Source organism: Fictibacillus sp. EA-CB0309 (assembly GCF_055814265.1).
The window spans coordinates 838,056-858,929 of record NZ_CP169271.1 but is presented as its reverse complement, the minus strand read 5'-3'; the positions used below and the strand labels follow the sequence as shown (position 1 = coordinate 858,929).

13 protein-coding genes are annotated in these 20,874 nt (G+C 35.7%); 7 read left to right on the top strand and 6 right to left on the bottom strand.

What is annotated here, in order from left to right; genetic code table 11:
- Positions 1-44 precede the first annotated feature (44 nt).
- The 7 genes from secA2 (at position 45) to ACEWFH_RS04750 (ending at position 7,358) form a co-directional block, all read left to right on the top strand.
- The gene (gene secA2 / locus ACEWFH_RS04780) at positions 45-2,405 is read left to right on the top strand and encodes an accessory Sec system translocase SecA2 (protein ID WP_473726333.1); all 2,361 of its coding nucleotides are present in this window, start codon (positions 45-47) and stop codon (positions 2,403-2,405) included.
- Between the two features lies 1 nt (position 2,406).
- Positions 2,407-3,312 (top strand): accessory Sec system S-layer assembly protein, encoded by a 906-nt coding sequence (locus ACEWFH_RS04775; protein ID WP_473726332.1) that lies wholly within the window; start codon positions 2,407-2,409, stop codon positions 3,310-3,312.
- Between the two features lie 22 nt (positions 3,313-3,334).
- On the top strand, positions 3,335-3,664 hold the full coding sequence (locus ACEWFH_RS04770; protein WP_473726331.1) for a hypothetical protein: 330 nt from the start codon (positions 3,335-3,337) through the stop codon (positions 3,662-3,664).
- 68 nt (positions 3,665-3,732) lie between these two features.
- Positions 3,733-3,936, top strand: coding sequence for a hypothetical protein (locus tag ACEWFH_RS04765; protein ID WP_473726330.1), 204 nt, complete (start codon positions 3,733-3,735; stop codon positions 3,934-3,936).
- Positions 3,937-4,082: 146 nt separating this feature from the next.
- Positions 4,083-4,307: a peptidase associated/transthyretin-like domain-containing protein gene (locus ACEWFH_RS04760; RefSeq protein ID WP_473726329.1), complete on the top strand. Its 225-nt coding sequence runs from the start codon at positions 4,083-4,085 to the stop codon at positions 4,305-4,307.
- A 365-nt stretch (positions 4,308-4,672) separates the two neighbouring features.
- The gene (locus ACEWFH_RS04755; protein WP_473726328.1) at positions 4,673-6,259 is read left to right on the top strand and encodes a carboxypeptidase regulatory-like domain-containing protein; all 1,587 of its coding nucleotides are present in this window, start codon (positions 4,673-4,675) and stop codon (positions 6,257-6,259) included.
- Between the two features lie 13 nt (positions 6,260-6,272).
- On the top strand, positions 6,273-7,358 hold the full coding sequence (locus ACEWFH_RS04750; protein WP_473726327.1) for a hypothetical protein: 1,086 nt from the start codon (positions 6,273-6,275) through the stop codon (positions 7,356-7,358).
- 304 nt (positions 7,359-7,662) lie between these two features.
- On the opposite strand, the gene ACEWFH_RS04745 is transcribed toward ACEWFH_RS04750, so the two are convergent.
- The 6 genes from ACEWFH_RS04745 to ACEWFH_RS04720 form a co-directional block, all read right to left on the bottom strand.
- Positions 7,663-9,216 carry a hypothetical protein gene (locus ACEWFH_RS04745; RefSeq protein WP_473726326.1) on the bottom strand — a complete coding sequence of 518 codons (1,554 nt, stop codon included), beginning with the start codon at positions 9,214-9,216 and terminating at the stop codon, positions 7,663-7,665.
- A complete protein-coding gene (locus tag ACEWFH_RS04740) occupies positions 9,207-10,022 on the bottom strand; it encodes a hypothetical protein (RefSeq protein ID WP_473726325.1) in 816 nt (271 codons plus the stop codon). Before ACEWFH_RS04740 ends, ACEWFH_RS04745 begins: the two co-directional genes overlap by 10 nt.
- Positions 10,001-11,125 (bottom strand): S8 family peptidase, encoded by a 1,125-nt coding sequence (locus ACEWFH_RS04735; protein WP_473726324.1) that lies wholly within the window; start codon positions 11,123-11,125, stop codon positions 10,001-10,003. Before ACEWFH_RS04735 ends, ACEWFH_RS04740 begins: the two co-directional genes overlap by 22 nt.
- A 590-nt stretch (positions 11,126-11,715) precedes the next feature.
- Positions 11,716-15,519 (bottom strand): S8 family serine peptidase, encoded by a 3,804-nt coding sequence (locus ACEWFH_RS04730; RefSeq protein WP_473726323.1) that lies wholly within the window; start codon positions 15,517-15,519, stop codon positions 11,716-11,718.
- 406 nt (positions 15,520-15,925) lie between these two features.
- Positions 15,926-16,348, bottom strand: a complete 423-nt coding sequence (locus ACEWFH_RS04725; RefSeq protein ID WP_473726322.1) for a hypothetical protein — start codon at positions 16,346-16,348, stop codon at positions 15,926-15,928.
- 150 nt (positions 16,349-16,498) lie between these two features.
- Positions 16,499-20,470: an Ig-like domain-containing protein gene (locus ACEWFH_RS04720; RefSeq protein ID WP_473726321.1), complete on the bottom strand. Its 3,972-nt coding sequence runs from the start codon at positions 20,468-20,470 to the stop codon at positions 16,499-16,501.
- Between the last annotated feature and the right edge of the window lie 404 nt (positions 20,471-20,874).

Below are 20,874 nucleotides of genomic sequence, written 5' to 3'. Positions count from 1 at the left end.
TATGGTATAATCTCACTGGATATGTAAATGGAAGAAGGAGAAAAATGATGCTGGGGTTTAAAAAAACTATTACAAAATACGGTAAGCTAAATAAATCTGTAGAGAAGATAAATGCGTTAGAACAAAGCACCTCAAAACTTTCCGATTATGAACTACAATCAAAAACTCTTTACTTTAAAGACCTGCTTCAAAATGGAAGTTCTCTAGATGATATTAAAGAGGAAGCATTCGCAGTTGTCCGTGAAGCAGCGAAACGAGTACTAGGCTATCGTCATTATGATGTCCAATTAACAGGCGGACTTGTCCTTCATAATGGAAGCATTGCAGAAATGCAAACGGGTGAAGGGAAAACACTTGTTGCTTCCCTGCCTAGTTACCTAAACGCACTTACAGGCAATGGCGTCCATGTCATAACCGTAAATGAATATCTGGCAAAAAGAGACTTTGAACATATTGGTAAGATTCATGAATACTTGGGGCTGACTGTAGGCATAAACCTATCTTCTATGTCATCTCTTGAAAAAAGAATAGCTTACAACGCTGACATTACATATGGTACTGGAAATGAGTTTGGCTTTGATTATTTAAGAGATCACATGGTTTATAATCCAGGTGAAAAAGTTCAAAGGAAATTAAGTTATGCCATTATTGATGAAATTGACAGTATCCTTATAGATGAGGCTCGTACACCTTTAATTATTGCAAACAAGTCTAATTTATCTGCTGAGCTCTTTTTTATTACATCTAAAATAGCTGCAAGTTTTATAAAGAACGAACATTTTGAACTAATACCTGAAACAAAAGAGGTTTTCCTGACAGAAAAAGGTGTATCTGTTGTGGAACGTTCATTTGGTATAAAAAATTTGTTTGATTCAGAACATCAAATGCTTTTTCATTTCTTTATGCAATCATTAAGAGCACATACAATCATGATCAAAGACGTCGATTATATTGTCCGTAAAGGTGAAATCATGTTAGTAGATTCCTTTACAGGAAGAGTTATGGAAGGCAGAAGTTACAGTGATGGATTACAACAAGCTATAGAAGCTAAGGAAGGCCTGCCTATAAAAGACGAGAATGTCACCCAGGCTACTATTTCTATTCAAAATTATTTCAGATTGTATGAAAAATTATCAGGTATGTCTGGTACAGCTGTTACGGAAAAGAAGGAATTTGGTTCTACTTATAACATAGACATTGTTGAAATTCCAACAAACAAGCCAAAGCAAAGGGTTGATCTCCCTGATCTTCTCTATCTTAATGCTAGTGATAAATTTAAGAAAATTATTAGCGAAGTCAAAAAACAGCATAGAAATAAGCGGCCCATCCTTATCGGAACAACATCTATTAAACAATCAGAATATTTGTCTAGTCTTCTGGACAAAGAAAATGTGCCCCATCACCTGTTAAACGCTAAAAGTGAAGAACAAGAAGCCAAGATTATCTCTCTTGCAGGACAAATCGGGCAGGTTATGATTGCAACGAATATGGCAGGAAGAGGTACAGATATACTTCTTGGTGAAGGTGTTGCAGAATTAGGTGGTTTGCACATTATTGGCACAGAGAAAAATGAAAGCATTCGAATCGATAATCAGTTACGAGGCAGAGCCGGCAGACAAGGTGATCCAGGTTCATCACAATTCATCCTCTCTCTTGAGGATGATTTCTTTACTAAAATTGAAAATGAAATGTTAACGAAGTGGAAAAAGAAAGTGGATATAAATGTTGAAGGCTTGATAATCGAACCCAATCCTCATAAATTCATTAGTAAAACACAACAAACGATCGAAGGGATTTTATACTCTGCCCGTGAACACCTTTTGAAAATTGATAATGTTACTGATCAACAAAGACGTGTTATTTATGAGTTAAGAAATAATCTACTCTTATCAGATAACCTATCTGAATTTATAAATAAAAGAGTAGAATTCACGCTAGATGAAACAATTAATGAGTTTTGCCCACAAGATTCTATCTTGGAAGAATGGGATACAACTGAACTCATAAAACAACTGCAGTTTTTGTTAGCTGATCAGAAAGTAGACCCATTGCTTATACAAAATAGAGAAATAGAAGAGATAAAAGAGTATGTAAATGATTTATTAAACAATAGATCCCAAGAGCTTCAACATGTGATACAAGATACTGAATTTAATGTTTCTTTAAAAAGGATGGTTCTTCATTCACTAGATCGTCATTGGTTAAAGCATTTAGATGAAATGACAATTCTCAAGGATGCTATGCACTTAAAGAGCTACGCACAAGAAGACCCTTACCGCTTGTTTGAAAAAGATTCTTATGAACTATTTAATCATTTTCAAAAAGAGTTTGCCAAAGATATTTCCATCCTCTTTGCTAATGCATTAACACGAACTATAAACTCTGGAAGTACTGTGGAGGTTTAAGATGCTCTCTATATTTAAGAAAAAAGAAGATACGATAAATGTGCAAGATACAATACAGAAGAACGACGTAACAGATAACGAAAACACAACACAAGTTGATGAGGTTTTGACTGAATTAAGTTTGCATCCAGATCTTGAAATAAGTGTTCAAGAAAAATATATCTACCAATATTATCATGGACAACTTAATTCTTTAAAAAGAAATCAAATCTCAATTTCAGCTTATCAGTTAAATAAATATGAAGGTTATTTTGTAGTTCATGGTTTTATTCGATCAACTCTTGAGAAACCTGCCAAAATTTCAGATGTTACACTGCTCTTATTAGACGAAAATAAGGCTATATTAGCTAAAAAAGATTTCAACCTAGAAGAAATAGGAGAACTCCCTCCTAACTCAAGTCGTCCTTGGATTTTTATATTTAATAATGAGGACTTAATCTCAGGAATCTCAGAGATTCCTGAAACAGGCTGGCAGCTTGCTTTTGAGATTTCTAAAAAGCAGTCTTCACAACAAACACCACTTGACCTGCCTGATAGTTGGGAGAGCAGTTGTACGCAAGAACAAAAGCATTTTTTGAAAAAGTTAGTTGATGATCTCCCTCCTATTCAGCAAGGTGAGTTAAACATTATGGGAATAGAAGCCGTACAGTCAGAGAATCGTGATTTGCAAGTTACGTTATTATTCAGAAATGCTTCACTAAGGGATATTCAGCTTCAACAGCTTCCATTACAAATTACAAATGGAAATGATGAACTGATTACAAAGGGATTGTTTAACCTTGATGCTTTTGAAATCAAGGCAAACACCGCAAAACCATGGCGCTTTATTTTCCCGCTTGCACTTTTAGAAGATAAAAATCCAGATCTTTCAGCTTGGAAAGTAGCTGTCAACGCTCAAAAAAATTAAACACTTAATAAGGGGAATGAAAATGAAGTTTGTAACACCATTAGTAATTATAGCTCTTCTAGTAACTGGCTGTTCGGAAAAGGAAACAAAAAAAGAAGCAACCCATTTAAATAGAGACCAGCAAGAGCGTGTGGAAGAATTAAATGATCTTCAAGCAACATTTAAGGAAATGGAGCCCGCTGAAGTAAACAAACTTATTCCTCCCAAAATGGATGATTATGGTATAGTCACTCATGATAAACTTCTTCAATATATGATGGATCCAAAAAGTATTTCTGAAATTGAAAAATATGAGCTTACCTATACGGGGCAGCACAATTTTTCTAAGAAAAGCGAAAAGAATCACAAGTGATTCTTCAAACTTTGGAAACTTTAGAGTCACAGTTAAAAAAGGATTTTAAAGTAAAGGATTTCAAGGAAATGGAGATGGTGTTCGAGAGTTCAAAAACCACTCCAAAACAAGGCGAGACCAAAGAGAAAATTTATTATGATATTCATACAAAAGCAGAATTCTCTCATGGGAAGTTAATCAAATCATACGACATTACTTCCGATGCTGTTTATAACATGGTTGTTTCAGAGCTTCAAGTAAAAAATATAACATTCAAACCTGCTAACTCTTAACAAACTGGCCCATACTGGGTCAGTTTTTTTGTGTTCCTTTTTTACTATAACAAGTAAAAAAGACCTAAAAAAATAAATTTACATCTTACTGTATTTTAAGTAAAATTTACTATGTTATAGAAAAATATACCAACGGAGGTTTTTTTATGAAAAAACTGTTAGGGGTTTTGATGTCACTTAGTCTAATCCTTTCATGTATCATCAATATTCATCCAGCACATGCAGCTGAAATGGTGACAGGGACTTTAGTGGACGCAAAGGGTACCTTAATCAAAAATGCATCGGTCAATTTTTATGAAGGCACAGGATATGAAAAACATATTACGCACGCAATGACAAATGAAAAAGGGAATTTCAAATTAACCCGTTAACAAATGGGAAAATATACACCATTAATATTTATCCCCCATACGGAGAAAACCCTTATGTAGTTACAGAGACAACCATTACATATAACGGTGCTGACTCTCTTAAGAACCTTATACTTAATACTGCAAATTTTACAGGAAAAGTAGTAGATTCATCAGGTAATCAAGTAAAAGACGGATATGTTTCACTGAGAAATGAATCAGATCAGGTTAATTTATCAAGCCAGATTTTTAATGGAACATTTAAATTTGGTGGTTTAATTGAAGGGAAAACTTATCAGATTCAAGCAAGTCCATTTGATGATCCCAATTCAGTTTCATCAAAAGTAACAAGTTTTACTTATAATAAAACTTCTTCAAACAATTTCGTGATAAAACTTTCAAAAGTTGAAATAAAAGGGATAGTTACAGATCCAGCAGGTAAAGGAAAGCCGTATGTTTCTGTTCATATTTTTGATGAAAATCACAGAGAATTTCAATCTACATCCACTGATTCCAAAGGTGCGTATCGTTTTGGAAATCTAACACCTGGTAAAACATACACGATTAATACTTGGGTATCACCAGATGAAACATACGTAAGTTCAACATCCAAAACCATTAAGTATCAAGGAAAATTATTAACAGTACCTTCATTACAATTACGCAAACCGCAAATTACAGGAAAAGCAGTAGACTCTCAAGGAAAACCTTATACGAATGGCCGTGTAATTCTTACTGACCTTTCTTCACCTGGTTTAACAGAAGAAACAGAGCTTTCGATGAAAGGAACATACCAATTAGCAGGTTTAATTAAGGGGCACAAATATCAAATTAAAGTAGTGACATTTCGAGATAACAAAAACTTCCCTTCCGCTCCTACTGAATTTGTTTATTCTGGCAAGAATCCTAACATTACGCTGAAACTAACAAAGCCTCAAATTCTAGTCAAGATTACGGATGCTTCCGGTAAACTTACGTCTGCTAACAGTGTATATATCAATTTTTATGAAGGTAATAAAAATCTTAACTATTATGAGCCAGACAGCAAGGGTGAATTCAATCTGGGTGGGTTGATACCTGGAAAAACGTATACAATACGTGCATCTAGCAGAGACACTAAAAAATATATCGATGCTGAACCATATACGTTTAAGTACGATCCTAAGAAAACTAAGATTACAATTAAAATGAAGAGTATAGCTTTAAAAGGGAAAATTTTAGCTTCGAATGGCAAACCTATTTCTGGATCTTCTATTTATATCTTTGATGCAAAAACGAAGAAATATGTTACGAATGCTTCTTCTGATAAAGATGGATTATATAGTTTTCCAAATGTCTTTAAAGAAGGAACTACTTACATCTTAGAGGGTTATGAACCTTATCAAAGTAAAGATGCTGATACAAAACCGTATACCTTTACATACAAGAAAACACTAAAAGAAATTCCTACTATTAAACTACAAAAAGGAATTATTTCTGGATTAGTATTAAATCCAAATAATACAAAACCAAAAGAAGGCTATATAACCGTTAATGGTGAGAAGGATTACTATCAATCTACCTATGTTCATAGTGATGGTTCTTATTATCTAGGGAGTTTAGTAGAAGGCAAAAAATATCAACTGAAAGCCTCCTCTTTTGATATAAATTACGACACTGGACAAATAAATTTCACTTATAAAAAAGGAATGAAACTACCTGTAGTTAAATTTATTCCAGTGAGTGTCAATGGTAAAATTTTGTTCAATAACGGTGATGTTCCCTATGATTCAACGATCAAGATCAAGGATGACAAAGGGAAGGTCCTTGCTAATGGTGACGTTAACGGAGAAGGCTATTACAAGTTTTCTAAATTAATTAAAGGTAAAAAATATAAAGTAGAAGTTTCCTTAAGCGGTTATAAGACGGTCACTCATTCATTTACTTATAGCGGATCAAAAACAACATTACCTACATTAAAATTGATTAAATAAAACATAACCTGGAGTGAACTTACGTGAAAAAATTAATAACACTTACACTTTCAGCCATTTTATCTTTTACTCTATTAATTCCCTCAATAGGGGAGCTGCTTCCGGAGAAGTATACTACCCCGCTGATGGCTTTGGTAGATCTTACGCCGGAATCTATAAATCTGTACCCAACGGGAAATCTTCTCTAGTTTTAAAGGAAAACATTTATGCATGGAAAGAACTCAAAACGCCTCCTATAAAACTTGAAGATTTAAACTTTTACTATTCAAAGGGTAAACAAGTGAGTAAAGGTGATTATGGAACTATCGACAACCCCATTAGCCACGTGCAAATGGTTGGCAACGATTTGTATTTTACTAAGTTTTTATTTGGAGCAGAGTATTACGGTGGATGCGGTGGTGGTTTTGCTGATATTTATGAAATCTATAAACGTGACAGTAAAGGTAAAGTTACAAAAGTCGTTTCTGATCGTATATCCTCAGACGCTCAAACACCGTTTAAAGTAATTGGTACCTCTCTCTATTATGCTAAGGTAACGAATAAAGGGTATGGAAACTTTACAATTGTAAAAATGGATTTAAAAAGCGGAAAAAAGCAAGAAATGGGAAAAGGTGTAGATGATTTTTGGGTTCAGGGAAACCAGATCTTTTTTGTGAAGTATAACACCCTTTACAAAAGGGACATAAAAACTCAAGCCGTTACAAAGCTCAACATTAATAAAGCTCAATTACGTGGTGCTAACGGTTGCGGAGAAGGTAATTACAATATTTCCATGAATGGCATGGTGTTTGAAAAATGGGAAACTAACAAAAGCGTTCCTTATTACATGGACTTTTCAACAAAGAAATTAACAAAGCTCAATCACGATGGATCACTTTATATTGTTGATGCTGATCCGAATAAAAAACGATTCATTGCTTTTAAATGGGACTATAACAAAAATACGAGTTCGCTTGGTGTTTATAATTTAGAAGGTAAACTGACAAAGCAACTCAAAAGTTTAAAGCCAAACGAGTATATGAATTTCCACACGCTCGATGCAAAAAATGGGAAGATCCAATATATTGAAGGTACGAGTCTCAAGTTAATTAAATTCTAATCCCATACACACAAAAACCCGCTGTTACTTTCAGCGGGTTTTTGCGCTATAAAATAATGCAGTCCATAAGAAATGAATCCTATTGTAGATGGTTAAGTTTGAAGATTGGAACAATAATACGAGTAGCAACTGTAAAAAACAATGTGGCATTCTGTGTAAATGAACAAGAATCCAATTATTGTTTATTCCCCTTTCTCTAAATGATGTTAAAAGGACGACTCAGTTGACTGAGTCGTCCTTCATTATTATTAGAATTCTACTTTTAACGTATAAGGATTAAGGCTTGCATTACGATTCGTATCCTTCACTTCAATATAGTAGTTTCCTTTTTCAAATCGGTTAACAATACTTCATGATCCCCAATTCTGTAATAATCGGCTTTTCGTACCAATTTCCCATCTTTATAGATTGAAATGATACCATCCACATCGTTTTTAAATTCGAACGTTATTTTCGCTTTCCCGTCCTTATCCATCTTTAAAGAATACCAATCTGTATCCCCGTTTGTTACACCTGCATTTAAATATCCTTTAGCTGTTAATGTTTTAGCGTTTATCTTCTTTAACGCCAGAGGCTTTGTTGGTGTATAATTCTTAACCACTGATCCTGCGTCTTCATCCTTCTTATTAACAGGTTCTATTTTAGCGGTATAAGGCAGCAAGCTAGGATTCATATCTTCTGTAAATCCAACAAGAGCAATAATGTAACCCTTCCCTTTTTTAGCGATGAAGGAGCCACTCGTGTTACCTGTTTCCCAGCCTCTTTCCAAGAATCTGATTGTATCAAATTCTAATTCATCCAACTTACGGTTGTTATTAGAGTCTTCAAAAACGATTGCTGCACTGTAGAAGTCCCCTAATAACTCAGATGGGTATTTCTTTTGAAGATCTTTCGTTACAGTGGAACGGTCAATATTTACCCCATACAGTGTATCAGCTTTATGTGATTTAAGATAAGAAACATCTTGATCATTTGGCATTGAAAAGTTACCTGTGAACTGCTTAGCAGGCAGATACTTCACATTATCGAGTCGATCATTGCTTTCGTATGGATCTTCCGGATTGCGCACTTTTAAGGTTGAAGTAAAAGAATAACTATCAAAAGAAATACTGTTTTCATTGAACTGGTCGTTCATTACTTTTACAAAATAAGACTTTCCTCTTTTCAAACCGATATTCATCTTATTATTAAGCTTTACTCCAGACCAGTCAAAGGTGTAGTTACCGCCAATTTGACCAAAGTACGTAGCTTCTCCTTCCTCGTAAACTTCCGTCACCATCTCATACACTTCAACCATAGGTACGTTTCCATTGGAATCAAAACTAAACTCATAGATTCCCGTTGAACTAGGAGTAACTGCATACCAGTCTTCGTCTTCAACATTTTGCAAGTAGCCAGAACTTGTATCTCCAATTTGATAACGAAGAGCACTTTCTTTTATTTGGTCGAGCATATTTTGGTACTCGTCCTCTTCTTCATCCATTTCGTGCATGACATCTCTTAACTCTTGTTTTAATGACACATATTCTTCCGTGTCAATTTTGCCTTTTTCATATTCTTCTTCAGGCATTTCCTCATTCATTGGAAAATGATCTTCATCTTCAGGCAGAACTTTGCCTTCTATCTCTATCTCATATGGAAGGTTTGATGAATCATACTCTTCTTCACCATACATTAGTTGTTCATTCATAAAGAAATCATACATCCAATTATAATAATTCATTTTATTTGAAGCCGATACAACATACTCCATTCCTGGTTCTGCCTCAAATACTAAGGTTTCCGCTTCTCCATATCCACGGGAATTCGAATAGTACATCGGTTCGATTTCTTCCTCGTGAGAAGGTTTTATAGACATAGAACCAGCTTCTTCACCCTTGCCGCCTTCTTCTGGCGCTTCAACAGGGGATATAACTGCTCGCTAAGATACACGTTCAGGCTTGTGTCTAGCCCTGGTACGCCCGTCATTTTCACACGAACCATCTGCTTTTCATCTACACTAACTTTAAAGTAATCTTCGTCTCCTTCTTCACCCGTAAGCGTCAGGATTTTACTTTCTGATGAATATGGAAGTGCTTCAACAATAATAGGATTTTCCTGCTCTACACCATCATCAAGCAGCTTATCACTTTTAAAAATGTTCAAAGAGTAATGTGACAGTCCTTTACCACTATCATCAAAACTACCATTAGCATCTTTTATTCCAATGGCTAGTGTTCCAGAGAAAGGAACTTTGTAGAGTTTACCTTCTGTTCTACCTTCGCGTACCTGGTTAACATTAATCTGTTCTGTTTCATCATTTGAATATAAATTCATTCTGTATTTATAATCATATGAATCCGCACCTTGCAAGGTTGTTTGAATGTAATCGCCTTCTTTTACTTCAAACTTAATCCATTCTTCTTCATTGGCTTTTGTTATCTTGCCTTTATGTGTGTACTTCTCCCCTACCGATACAGATTTTGCCTGTTTTAATATCTCAGTCTTCGTTACTGGGTTCTTAACAGAAGACGGAATCTTCTTTACGTCAAATTTCAATGCAGCTACAGGGTCTACTAAACCATTCGCATACTTTGTATCAAAGCCTTTTGCACCAAGATCCTTTGCGGTGTGCTCCAGAACGTACTCTACCTGTGCCGGTGTCAAGTTTGGATATTTTGCCAAAAGTAGTGATGCAACCCCGCAACAACTGGCGATGCCATGGACGTTCCGCTCAAGTAATCAAAGCTTGATTTTCGTTCGTATTCATAAATTGGTGCATACACTTTCTCTCCAGGTGCAACGATATCAACAGAAGGGCCATAAGAAGAATAGCTTGATAGTTTATTCTCTTTATTGGTTGAGCCTACAGAAATAACACCTTCAAATGCTGCGGGATAATTTAGAGAATCATCTCCATTGTTTCCCGCTGAAGCCACCACTGTTACGTTCGCTTCTATTGCCTTTTTAACCGCATCCTCAATTAACGGTGAAGGCATAGAACCGCCAATACTCATATTAATTACCTTAGCACCATTTTCAACTGCATAGAGGATAGCATCAGCAATCGCAAAGTCATATGCTCCCCACCCACGGTCAAAAACATCAATATTTAATAGGTCGGCGTTTGGATTAACACCATATCCACCCACAGCGTTGTTCTTTTTAGCTGCTAAAATACCCGATACATGGGTACCATGAAAATCAGGTGTACCCTGATTAATAGGGTTAACCGTGTTGTACCCTGGTAAAAGCTGCCCAGTGAGCTCAGGATGATTTCGGTCTGCGCCTTGGTCAATAACAGCGACTTTAACAGAACGGTTTCCTGCAAGCTGCTGTGCCTTCTCAATTTGCAGTAGGGAAAGGTGGTATTGTTCTTTAACTTTCGGATCGTTTGTACTCTGAGTTGTATACATAGCACTTGGACTCACAAGCTCCACTTTACTCATTTTCTTATAAGCATTGGCTACCTTTTCAATTGTTCCCTTTTTCTTCACTTTGACGACAGTGTAATTTAATTTCGAAACGCTTTTTATTGGTGAAGCACCTGCACGGCTGTGTTCAGTAAATGAAATTGGCCGGTTATATTTAATAATCAATGTATCCTCACTGAGCGAGGGGTGATTCTTCCTTTTCTCACTTAGCTTGTCTTGTATGTAATCAGTAATTAGAGCGTTGTGACTGCTCGTCGTTGTTGTTGCTGCTAACACATTCATAGGCGAAAAACTTGTTGCTACTAAACTAGTACTTAATCCAAGAAGTGCAATCTGTTTCTTCCAGTTAAACATCTCTTTCCCCCTGACAATAATTTACTTAATTTGTAAAAATAATCTAAATTTAGTTTAGCAGAAAAATGCCATATAAGTAGGGTCTAAAGTCCTATTAACCGACTAAAATTTGTAATAAAAAACCATGCGTTGTATCAAACCACTCTTCTTTTTTTACTCGTTGCATTTTTTTCGCTATCTATGTGATTACAGTACTTTACGGTACGTGTTCTTTTATTTATTACACATTCGCGCAGATACTCTCGATTTACGCGCAGTTAAAGGTCGTCTACGTGCGGTTGAGCTTCAGTTGCGCGCACTAACGATTGATTGGCGCGCACATCTCGGTGATTTGCGCGCACCACAGAGGATTATAGGCAGTTTCAACTATCCAAAAAGGGCTTTTACGCATGTCAGGAGGGTACACCAGCTATAAATACAATAAATCTTCAGTGTTAACCAGAAATTTTTGAGGTACTACGTTAGATTTTGCTATATTACCGCGTCAAAATAACAATTGTTAGCTCGTTGGTACAAAATGGTGTGTTTATTTTCTATAGTTTCCCAAACAAAAAAAACGGCACCTGCTATAGATGCCGTTTTAAGTCGTATTACTTATTATCTCGATAGATTTTAATTGTTTTTTCCGTTACATTTCCACCAAGATCGACTAACTTAAACTTAAAAGTATTCCAACCTGGATTTAGTTTTAAAGTTGCATACATCTTGTGTTTATGTGTCTTCATTACAAATGGCTCTTTAAACGTATTCGCATACTTTTCGTCACCATTAATGTAGAATCTCATATCACTAAAGTTGTCCTCTAATTCAATTGTAACCGTTTGATATCTTTTATACTCTGACACCTTTGATGGTGCTTTTACGTTGATTGTAGCACTTGTAGAATCTACAAACACTTTGCGCAAGAAGGAAGTCTTGTTTCCAGCTGCATCTGTTGATTCCACTCTAAAATCGTATACGCCATCCTTCGTGTATACGATCTCGTAACCGAAATCGTAACGTTGTTTTGCTTCATTCCATGTAACAGTAGCTGTGTTTCCATTCACTTTTACAGATGTAATTTCGGACTCATCTTCAACATACCCTGTAACCATTACTTTTTTGTAATCCGTTACGGTTAATGCTTCAGGCGTCACAACAAACACAGAAGGAACTGTTTTATCTGGTTTTTCATTAAATTTTGAGATCGCTTTGTTACCCGCATAATCATAAATCAGTACTTCTACTTTATCTTTTGCTCCTGGTACACTAGCAAGCTGATAAGTAGTCACTGAAGCAGCTAATGGTTTTGTTAAGACACTCTTACCATTTACTTTAATGTCAATATGTGAGATTCCTGATGTTGCATCCGAAACTCTCCAAGAAAGATTTGCTCCTTCTAATGTTGATGAAGAAACTACTGGTTTTTGAGTGTCTACATAGAACGGAATATGGTTTGTTTGCCATTTCGCATTAGGATAATCAATGATCGATTTGATTTCATAGAAATACTTTCCATCTTTCACTAAACCAGTTGGCGTATTTCCATCCCAATCTGCATTGTAAACAACATATTCTGTAGCACCAGAACCACCGTCGAAATAGTTTTTCACTACATACTCTTCACTTCTTAGCTTTTTCAAACGTTGTTTCTTCGCATCAAGCACTGCATAAGATACTTGCTTAGCATTACGCAAGAAAGAAACAGCAGGATAGATGTTATCGTTCACACCGTCTCCGTTTGGAGAGAATGCGATTTTGTCTTTATGAAGATTACCATCTACTGGATTTACACCAAGGTATTTATAATATGTCGTATTCCCTGCAGAGTCCTCATTGATTTCATCTGTTAAAAGACCTGTGCTTCCGTAGAATGAAGTCTCTTCACTAGCAAGATCATCAATAATTGGAGCAGCACTCCAGTTACCTTTAAATCCAACATAAGGAACACTTAGTGAAGGTAATTTACCTTCTACATCGACTAAACGTACAAGACCTTCAACAAAATAACCATTAGGGAAAAGTTCCTCAATCGTATCAGCTTCCATGTTCCATACGGCAACATCTGACAAATCTAAAGTGACTTCTAGTGACGAAGTACCCTTTGCAGGAACAGTAACTTGATAAGAACCATGAACGTCTTTTCCTTTAGTTGATGTAATTTCAATTGGGTACTCACCCGTTCCAGAATCTGCATCATAAGTAGAAGCTTTATAAACAGCTTGCGCTTCTCTTAGATTATCACCTTCTGTAACGAGGTCCGTTTGAACATTACCTTCTACATTGTACGTAATGTCTTCGTTAGAGTAGTTTTTCGCTGTAAGTGTGAATGTTGCAGTTTCTCCAGAAATCTCTTTAAGAGCAACCTTAGCAACGCCTGTTTTTGAATTCGTTACAACTACAGGTGTTTCAACAGCTGCCATTAAGTCCATCAATCCACTTCCTGCACGGCGTGGAGAATAGTAATTGTTTAACTTAAAATAATTGTTGTATAGACCTTTATCAATTCGTGGAGAAGCCGTATTCATTAAAATGTTCTTAGCCATTTGAACACGCTCTGCACCTTTTAGATTAAAATCTTTGTCTACACGCTGCAATACGATTGCAGAACCTCCAGCAACGTGAGGCGCAGCCATCGATGTACCACTCATAACACCATATTCGTCGTTGTTTAGAGTCGAGTAGATTTTCCCTCCTGGAGCAGTGATTTCCGGTTTGAAATCAAGGTTTGGTGTTACACCCCAAGAAGTAAAGGCTGACATCGTTCCACCAGCTGGGTTAGTTGCTGATACTTGTTTGCCATCAAATTCAACTGAAAGATTCTTACTATCTTTTAACAATGATTCAAGAGAGTTTCCGTCCTTGATCGATAGTGTAACCATCGGAATTTTAGGGTTATCAAGTGCCATGTTCACGTAGTCACCATGGGCTACAGCACCCCGAACGATTACCCCTGCTGCACCTTTTTCTTCAGCTGTTTTTTGGATATTCGAATAGAAGTATCCGCCTGTACGAACAGCCATAACCAATTTACCTGTTACATCTTTTCCTTCATAGTTCTGTGGCTGTCCATCTCCCACATAAACAACATCTGTCTTACCATTAAATACGTCCAATGGATTAGGCGTATCCTGCTTTTGGTAAGCAATATAACCAGAGTCCACTCCATCAACGTAAAGTTTAAATCCATCTAGCATAATATTAGAGTTTTCTAATGAAGCAACTTGAAGGGATTCGCTTGTTAACCCCGGAGCCCCTACAACACCAATATCCGGATTTGATGCATATGGATCATCCCATCCGTCTCCAAACGTTGCTGAGTTTCCAGCAGAGATTGCAAATAACACTCCGCTATTTGAAGCATTAGCGATCGCTTGTTGTTCAGGATCTTCGTCTATTACGAAAGAAGCTGTGGAGCCTAAGCTCATATTGATTACGTCAGCACCTAAAATAACTGCGTCATCTATTGCTTTAATATAGATATCTCCAAAAGTGGAAGGCATTCCAGGATCATTTCCGAAAACCTTCATCCCTAAAATTTGAGCTTCTGGAGCTACCCCTTTAATACCACCGTTAGTTTCATCTCCATTTGCCGCAACCGTTCCCGCAACGTGCATACCATGCATGCTTGCTCCTGGACCTAGATCACGGATTTCACTGTTACGGTCAGCATAGTTGTAAGCATAAGGAACTTTTGGTGTGTAATACTTACCTGCTAATTTCTTATCTTTTGCAAGTTGTGCAACTTTAGAAGAAGTCAACTTGGCTTTAGTCGCATCTGTTAAAACCATATCCTTATGGCTAACATCCGTTCCTGTATCAATAACAGCAACAACCATTCCTTCTCCATCATATCCGTGCGTTTCCCATTCTTGCTTTGCATTTACTAGGTCTTTAGAAGAAATCATGTGAGGCTTGCTGCCCTTTTCATAATCAGGACGTGCATATTCATTCACAATATGTACAGCAGCAACATTTGGTAGACTTTCAATCGTTTTAACAGATTTATATGTCGTTTCACCTGAAAAACCATTAAAAGCTGTTGTGAACTCATCTTTATAATTAACTTTAACTGCTTTTTTAGAAATGGCGTTCTTTACAGATTTTTGCGCAGAAAGCACTTCTTTTTTAAGATCTGTTTGTGTCGCCTTTGGCAGATCGTTAAATTTAACGCCTTTCTTCTGTGCATAGCTAATCGCCGGTGCATCATCAAGCTCTACAACGATACGAACTTTGTCATTATCGTTATATTGCTTGTCCAGCTTCTCTTTCTTTAATAGATAAGAAGCGGATTTTGCAGTAGCAACTGGATCTTTAGGTGTGTGAAGATTCTTAGTTAGTGAGTTACCTGCCGCAAACGAGACGTTAGCAAAAAGCATGATAAATGCTAACAATAGTGCGACCTTTCTCTTCATCGAGATTCCTCCTTGGAATAGTAGTATTATGTATAATCTTGGTGATTCTATCAGACTATTGATATAGTCCTTTATTATTATAGTTAAAATATTACAACTATTCAATTTAATTGTAGGATAATGATTTTTATTAAAATATCGTTTTTATCCATAACTGATTATGTAATGAATATATGCTGATTACTCTCTCAGCATATTTAAAAACATAAGAGCAAACCCAATAAAGGGTTTGCTCTTGTTTGGATGTGTATATTAATTTTTTTCTAGATACTTGCCGTTCTACTATTTTAATATCGGTTAAAAAACTAACTTCTTCAATTAGTTTTTAGAGAGGTATCGCCTATACAATCAACAGAAGAAAAGTATAACTTTTATTTTATTTTATTTACAAGTACTATTAATAGGGTTAATTTATTAACCATTTGTTATCGACTTTTGTTAAAGAGAGGTACCATGTATTTTTTATTGTCTTTTTCTGCTTCATATCTTCAGTCCAAAATATTTCAAAATTATCTTTATCTACTTTGTTCAAAACAAGATGCTTCTTAATACTTTCTACATTATTATAATCTTTTGGGAATACATCTTGAACTTTATTTTTCTTTCGATATTCATCAAAATCTTTCTCCATATTAACCTTATTTGGATCTGCATATAACGACTTAAATTCTTTATAAGATCCTTTATCAAAGTAAACAATTTCTATGAATTTTTCAGCTGTATTAAGAACTTGCTCTTTGTTAGCATCTTTTTTCACCGTTTTATCATCGCAAGAAGCCATTAATAAAATTACTCCTAATATTGCAATTATCTTATAAAGTTTTAACATATCTGGTTTCACCTTCTCCTTGAGACTTAAAATATCAAGGCAATAAAAAAACAGAGAGATCTACTCTCTCTGTTTTTGTTATTTACCTCATATCACTTTACACAGGAGGGGAACTGTGCATTCCGTTCCTGTATGAGGCTATAAATATTATTAGTTAGCCGCTACTGGAGTTACTACTTCTCCACCAACGTATACATTGTTAGTAGCATCTTTAATTACTGATTGATCCTTTTTCAGAGAAACTAATGGATAATCTGCCGCTGGCATTACACTTCCAACTGTAACAGTTACAGTGTTTTGACCAGCTGTAGCAGATACACCAGTAACTGTATATCCATCTACAGATAATGTAGCAGCAATTTGTTCAGGAGTTAATCCAGAGATTGCAGCTAAATTCTCACTAAAAGTAAGTGTTAGTGTAGTGTTAGTAGCTTTAACAGCTTTCACTAATTCTGGAGCTGCATTATCAGTTACTTCGTCAGTAACTAGAGTTTTAGCTGTTCCACCTAGTTCCACACCGTGCTCATCAGCAATAGTTTGTCCAGCTGCTAGAGATACATTTAGATCAGCTACCGCCGAAGTATCTGCAAGCTTAGAGAAAGTAAGTGTAACTGTCTTCTTATCTGTAGATACTTTCGCAGTGCTAACTGTAACAACTTTATCTCCATTATCTATAACAAAGTCAGAAGCTTGTACAGTTCCAGCATTTAATGTATCAGCAAAAGTAAGAACCACAGTAGAAGAACTTGTTAATTTTGCAGTTTCAAATACTGGTGCAGTAGTATCAACACCTGTGAATGTAGCTAGGCGAGTATTAGTATCTAATGTATTCTGTTGAATAGAAGCATCTTTTAATGCAGCGTCAATGAATAATTTATAATCAACACCATACTCAGTTACAACATTATCAAGAGTTAGAATTACTTTATGTGCATCTTTAGCATCAAGAGCAGCAGTTTTAACAGCTAGAGATGTACCATCAGCTACTTTTGTTACTAAGAAGCTTTCAACAGCTGCTGAAGGATCTGCCATTTCTTTATCAAAAGTTAATGTGATTTCATTATCTTTTGATGCTATTGCACCAAGAAGTTTAGGTTTAACTAGATCTTGTTTACCAGCAATTTGGATTGTTGCTGATTTAACATTGTTTCCAGAGATATCTGAAACAGAACCAAGAACAGTTGTTCCATCAATATCTAATGCTTCTTTAACTGCAAGTTCGTAATTAACTCCATCAGTTAGGAAACCAGAAGCTTTTGTTAATACAAGATTCTTAGAATTCGTAGGATCTTTTGCAACTGTAACACCTAAAGAATTTAGTGTTTTTGCCGTATTTTCAGCTTTACTTAAGTCTTTTAATGTAATTGCTAGATCAGCATCTGAAATTGCAACTTCTTCATTGAATGAAAGAACCACTTTACCTTCACTTTGAACATTAACACCAGTAATAGTTGGTGCAATAGCGTCAGCAGCGGCAGCCTTAAATTCTCTTGTTTGTGAAGCAGTTACATTTTTAGCAGTTGAAGCATCAGTAACATTAGATACTTGTAAGATATAATCTTTACCAGCAGTTAATGTTTCAGTGTCTTCAAATACTACACGAAGTTTGTTTCCAGTTACACCTACAACTTTACCCGCTTTTGTTGTAGTAATATCATCTTTTTGAACTAATTTAACTGTAGTTGCTGGAGCAACAGATTCAGCAACGTTCTCATCAAATACAAGATCAATGATGTTTGTAGTAACTGTTTCAATTCCAGTTAAGCTAGCTGCAACCTTGTCAACGCCTTTAAATTCTTTTGTGAATTTAGCAGCGTCAGTTGTTAAGTTAGGAACACCAGACACAGTCAACTTGTAGTTTTTGCCATTAGCATTTAAACCTAACTCATTTTGGTTGTCAGTAGTAAGTGTAAACGTTGTATTGTCACTAGTTTCAACTTTTGTAAAAGCTAAAGCAGATGCATTATCCAAACGTGCGATTGCATAGCTAGCAACGTTTTTAGCAGCAGTCAATTCTTCACCTGTTAAAGCACGGCTAAATTGAACATTTACAGATTTTCCATCAGTACCAGCTGTAACAGAAGATACTTCTGCAAGTACTACGTCAGTTGCTGGAGTTGTAAATGATACAACTGTTTGAGCAATTGTGTTTGGAGTAGCTGCTTTGTCTTGTAAACCAGTAATACGGATTGAGTACTGTTTAGAAGCATCAAGTGAAGAACCACCTGCAAATTTAATATTTACAGACTTATCATCCTGAGCTTTTTCAAGAGTGATTTCAGCACCTGAAACAGGTTTTCCAGTCAAAGTTTCATATACTGCAAAATTAGCTCCTGTTGTTAAACCAGTTAAAGCCTCACTAAATTCAACTTTAACTTCTTGTTTTCCAACAACTTGTACATTACCTACAACTGTTGGTTTTACATCATCTTTACCAGCAACAAAGTCAGAGTTAACTTTTGCTTCGTTACCAGAAATATCTGTTCCACCAGTTAGAGCAACATTATAAGTTTTGCCTTTTGTTAGTGCAGTAGCGTTTGTAGTTCTGATAACTAATTTGTTACCGTTTACAGTTGCTGTTCCACCTGTATAAAGGTTAGTGTCCACAAGTACACCTTGATCGTTGTAACCCTTAATTACTGGTACAAAAGTTCCTTTTACAGTTTCATCAAAAGTTACTTCCACGTGGTTAGTATCTAATGATGTAACTCCAGTAATAGAAGGAGCAACTACATCTTTAACAGCTACGAAAGAAGTAGATTGCGGCTTCGCAGTAGCGTTTCCAGTAGCGTCTTTAACACCTGTTACATAAAGAGTGTAGTTCTTATCTTTTGTTTGTGAAGCAGTAATGATTTCAAACGTTTTGTCATCAATTTTATTAACTGCAACAATGTTTACAGAATTAATTGGAAGGTCTGATTCTACGATTGAGTAGTTTCCTTTAACCTTTGCAGTTGCTTCAGTTACAGCTTCAGAATATTCAACACGAATTTGCGTATCTGAAATAGGTGTTACTTTTGCAATTGCAGGAGCTTTAAAGTCAACAACTGAAGAAGTAGTACCGTTAACTGAAACAATACCTTCTTTGCCATCTAAAGCAACAGATAATTTATAAGTTTTACCTGTAAGATCAGATGCAACTTTAGTTACTGCTGTTACAGCAACTGCTTCTTCATCAATTTTCACACCGAACTTACCAGCATCTTCATTAGTTAGGTCAGCTGTTGGAGCTTTAGCTAATGTAACAGTAACATCTGTTTTAGTAATCGCACTTACAGATTCAACCATTGCTTTTGAATCAAGTACTACTTTCTTTTCAACTTTAGACTCGTTACCAGCAACATCAGTAGACGTTACTACTAGATTGTTTTCGCCTTCTACAAGAGTAAGCTCATACTTATTATCAGCGCCAGTTACTTCAGTTCCGTTAAGTGTTACAACTACAGTAGCTTTATCTTCAGTTGTTACTTCAACTGTTTGCTTAGCTTCTGTTACAGTTTCTTCAAGTTCAGAAACTTTAAGCTCTGGAGCTGTTTTGTCAAGCTTTATAAGCTTCGCACTGTAAACTTTTGCTCCTAGGTACTCAGCCGTTACTTCTACTTTGTTCCACTCAAGATCTTCAGCAAGCATTACTTCGTATGCACGCTCTAAACCTTCAACTGCTTTACCGTTTACAAGTACAGTAATCTTAGCTTTTTCGTGTGCGCTAACTGTTAGTGTTTGCTTTTCGTCTTTAACTGTTGATCTGTGTGTGAACCCATTCAACTTAAGACCGATTTGCTCCATGTGAGTTAGGTAAGCTTCAGCAGTCTTTAGACCGTAGTTAATGCGATAAAGACGAGTGCTAAGCTCTTTCTTTTCCGCAGAAGATACTTCTTTAACAACTTGTGCAGCAATATCTTGTCCACGTAAAACTTGCTTGATTTTTGTTTCAACTTTATATGCGTCAGTCGGTTTTGATTCAATAAGAGTCTTTAGCTCTGCAGCTAATTTCTCAGCGTGAGCAACACGTGCACGCCCTTCTGTTACAGATGCAGCTTGAGTAGCAGGAATTGCAGCTACAAATGCACTTGCAGCAACTGAAGCAGCCGTTGCTACTTTGAATGCTTTTTTCTTATTCATTCGGTAAATCCCCTCAAAATAATAAAATTATTTTTTTAAAAACTAGCTATCTTTCATTTGAGAAAGCTAATTTTATAAAACCATTAGTTATGTAACCCCAACCCATTTACCATTTTATTATGTTTTAATAGTAAAAAGTAATTATAAAAATGGTAAAAATTAATAGAATTTGGAATACATTTCATATAATATAACAAGAATTGCTAAAATACTAGCTTTTTTTGTAATTTTTTTATTAATTTACCAACAATTCGACATTATTGTAAATTAATCTAGTGAAATTTAGCCATGTCTTATTACACAAACTATATATCGTCAGCAATTCTAGTATTTACATGGTTTTTTATGATTTTTTTTCAAATAATTGAAATATAATCCTTTTTTACTATTTGCATAGAATAGTA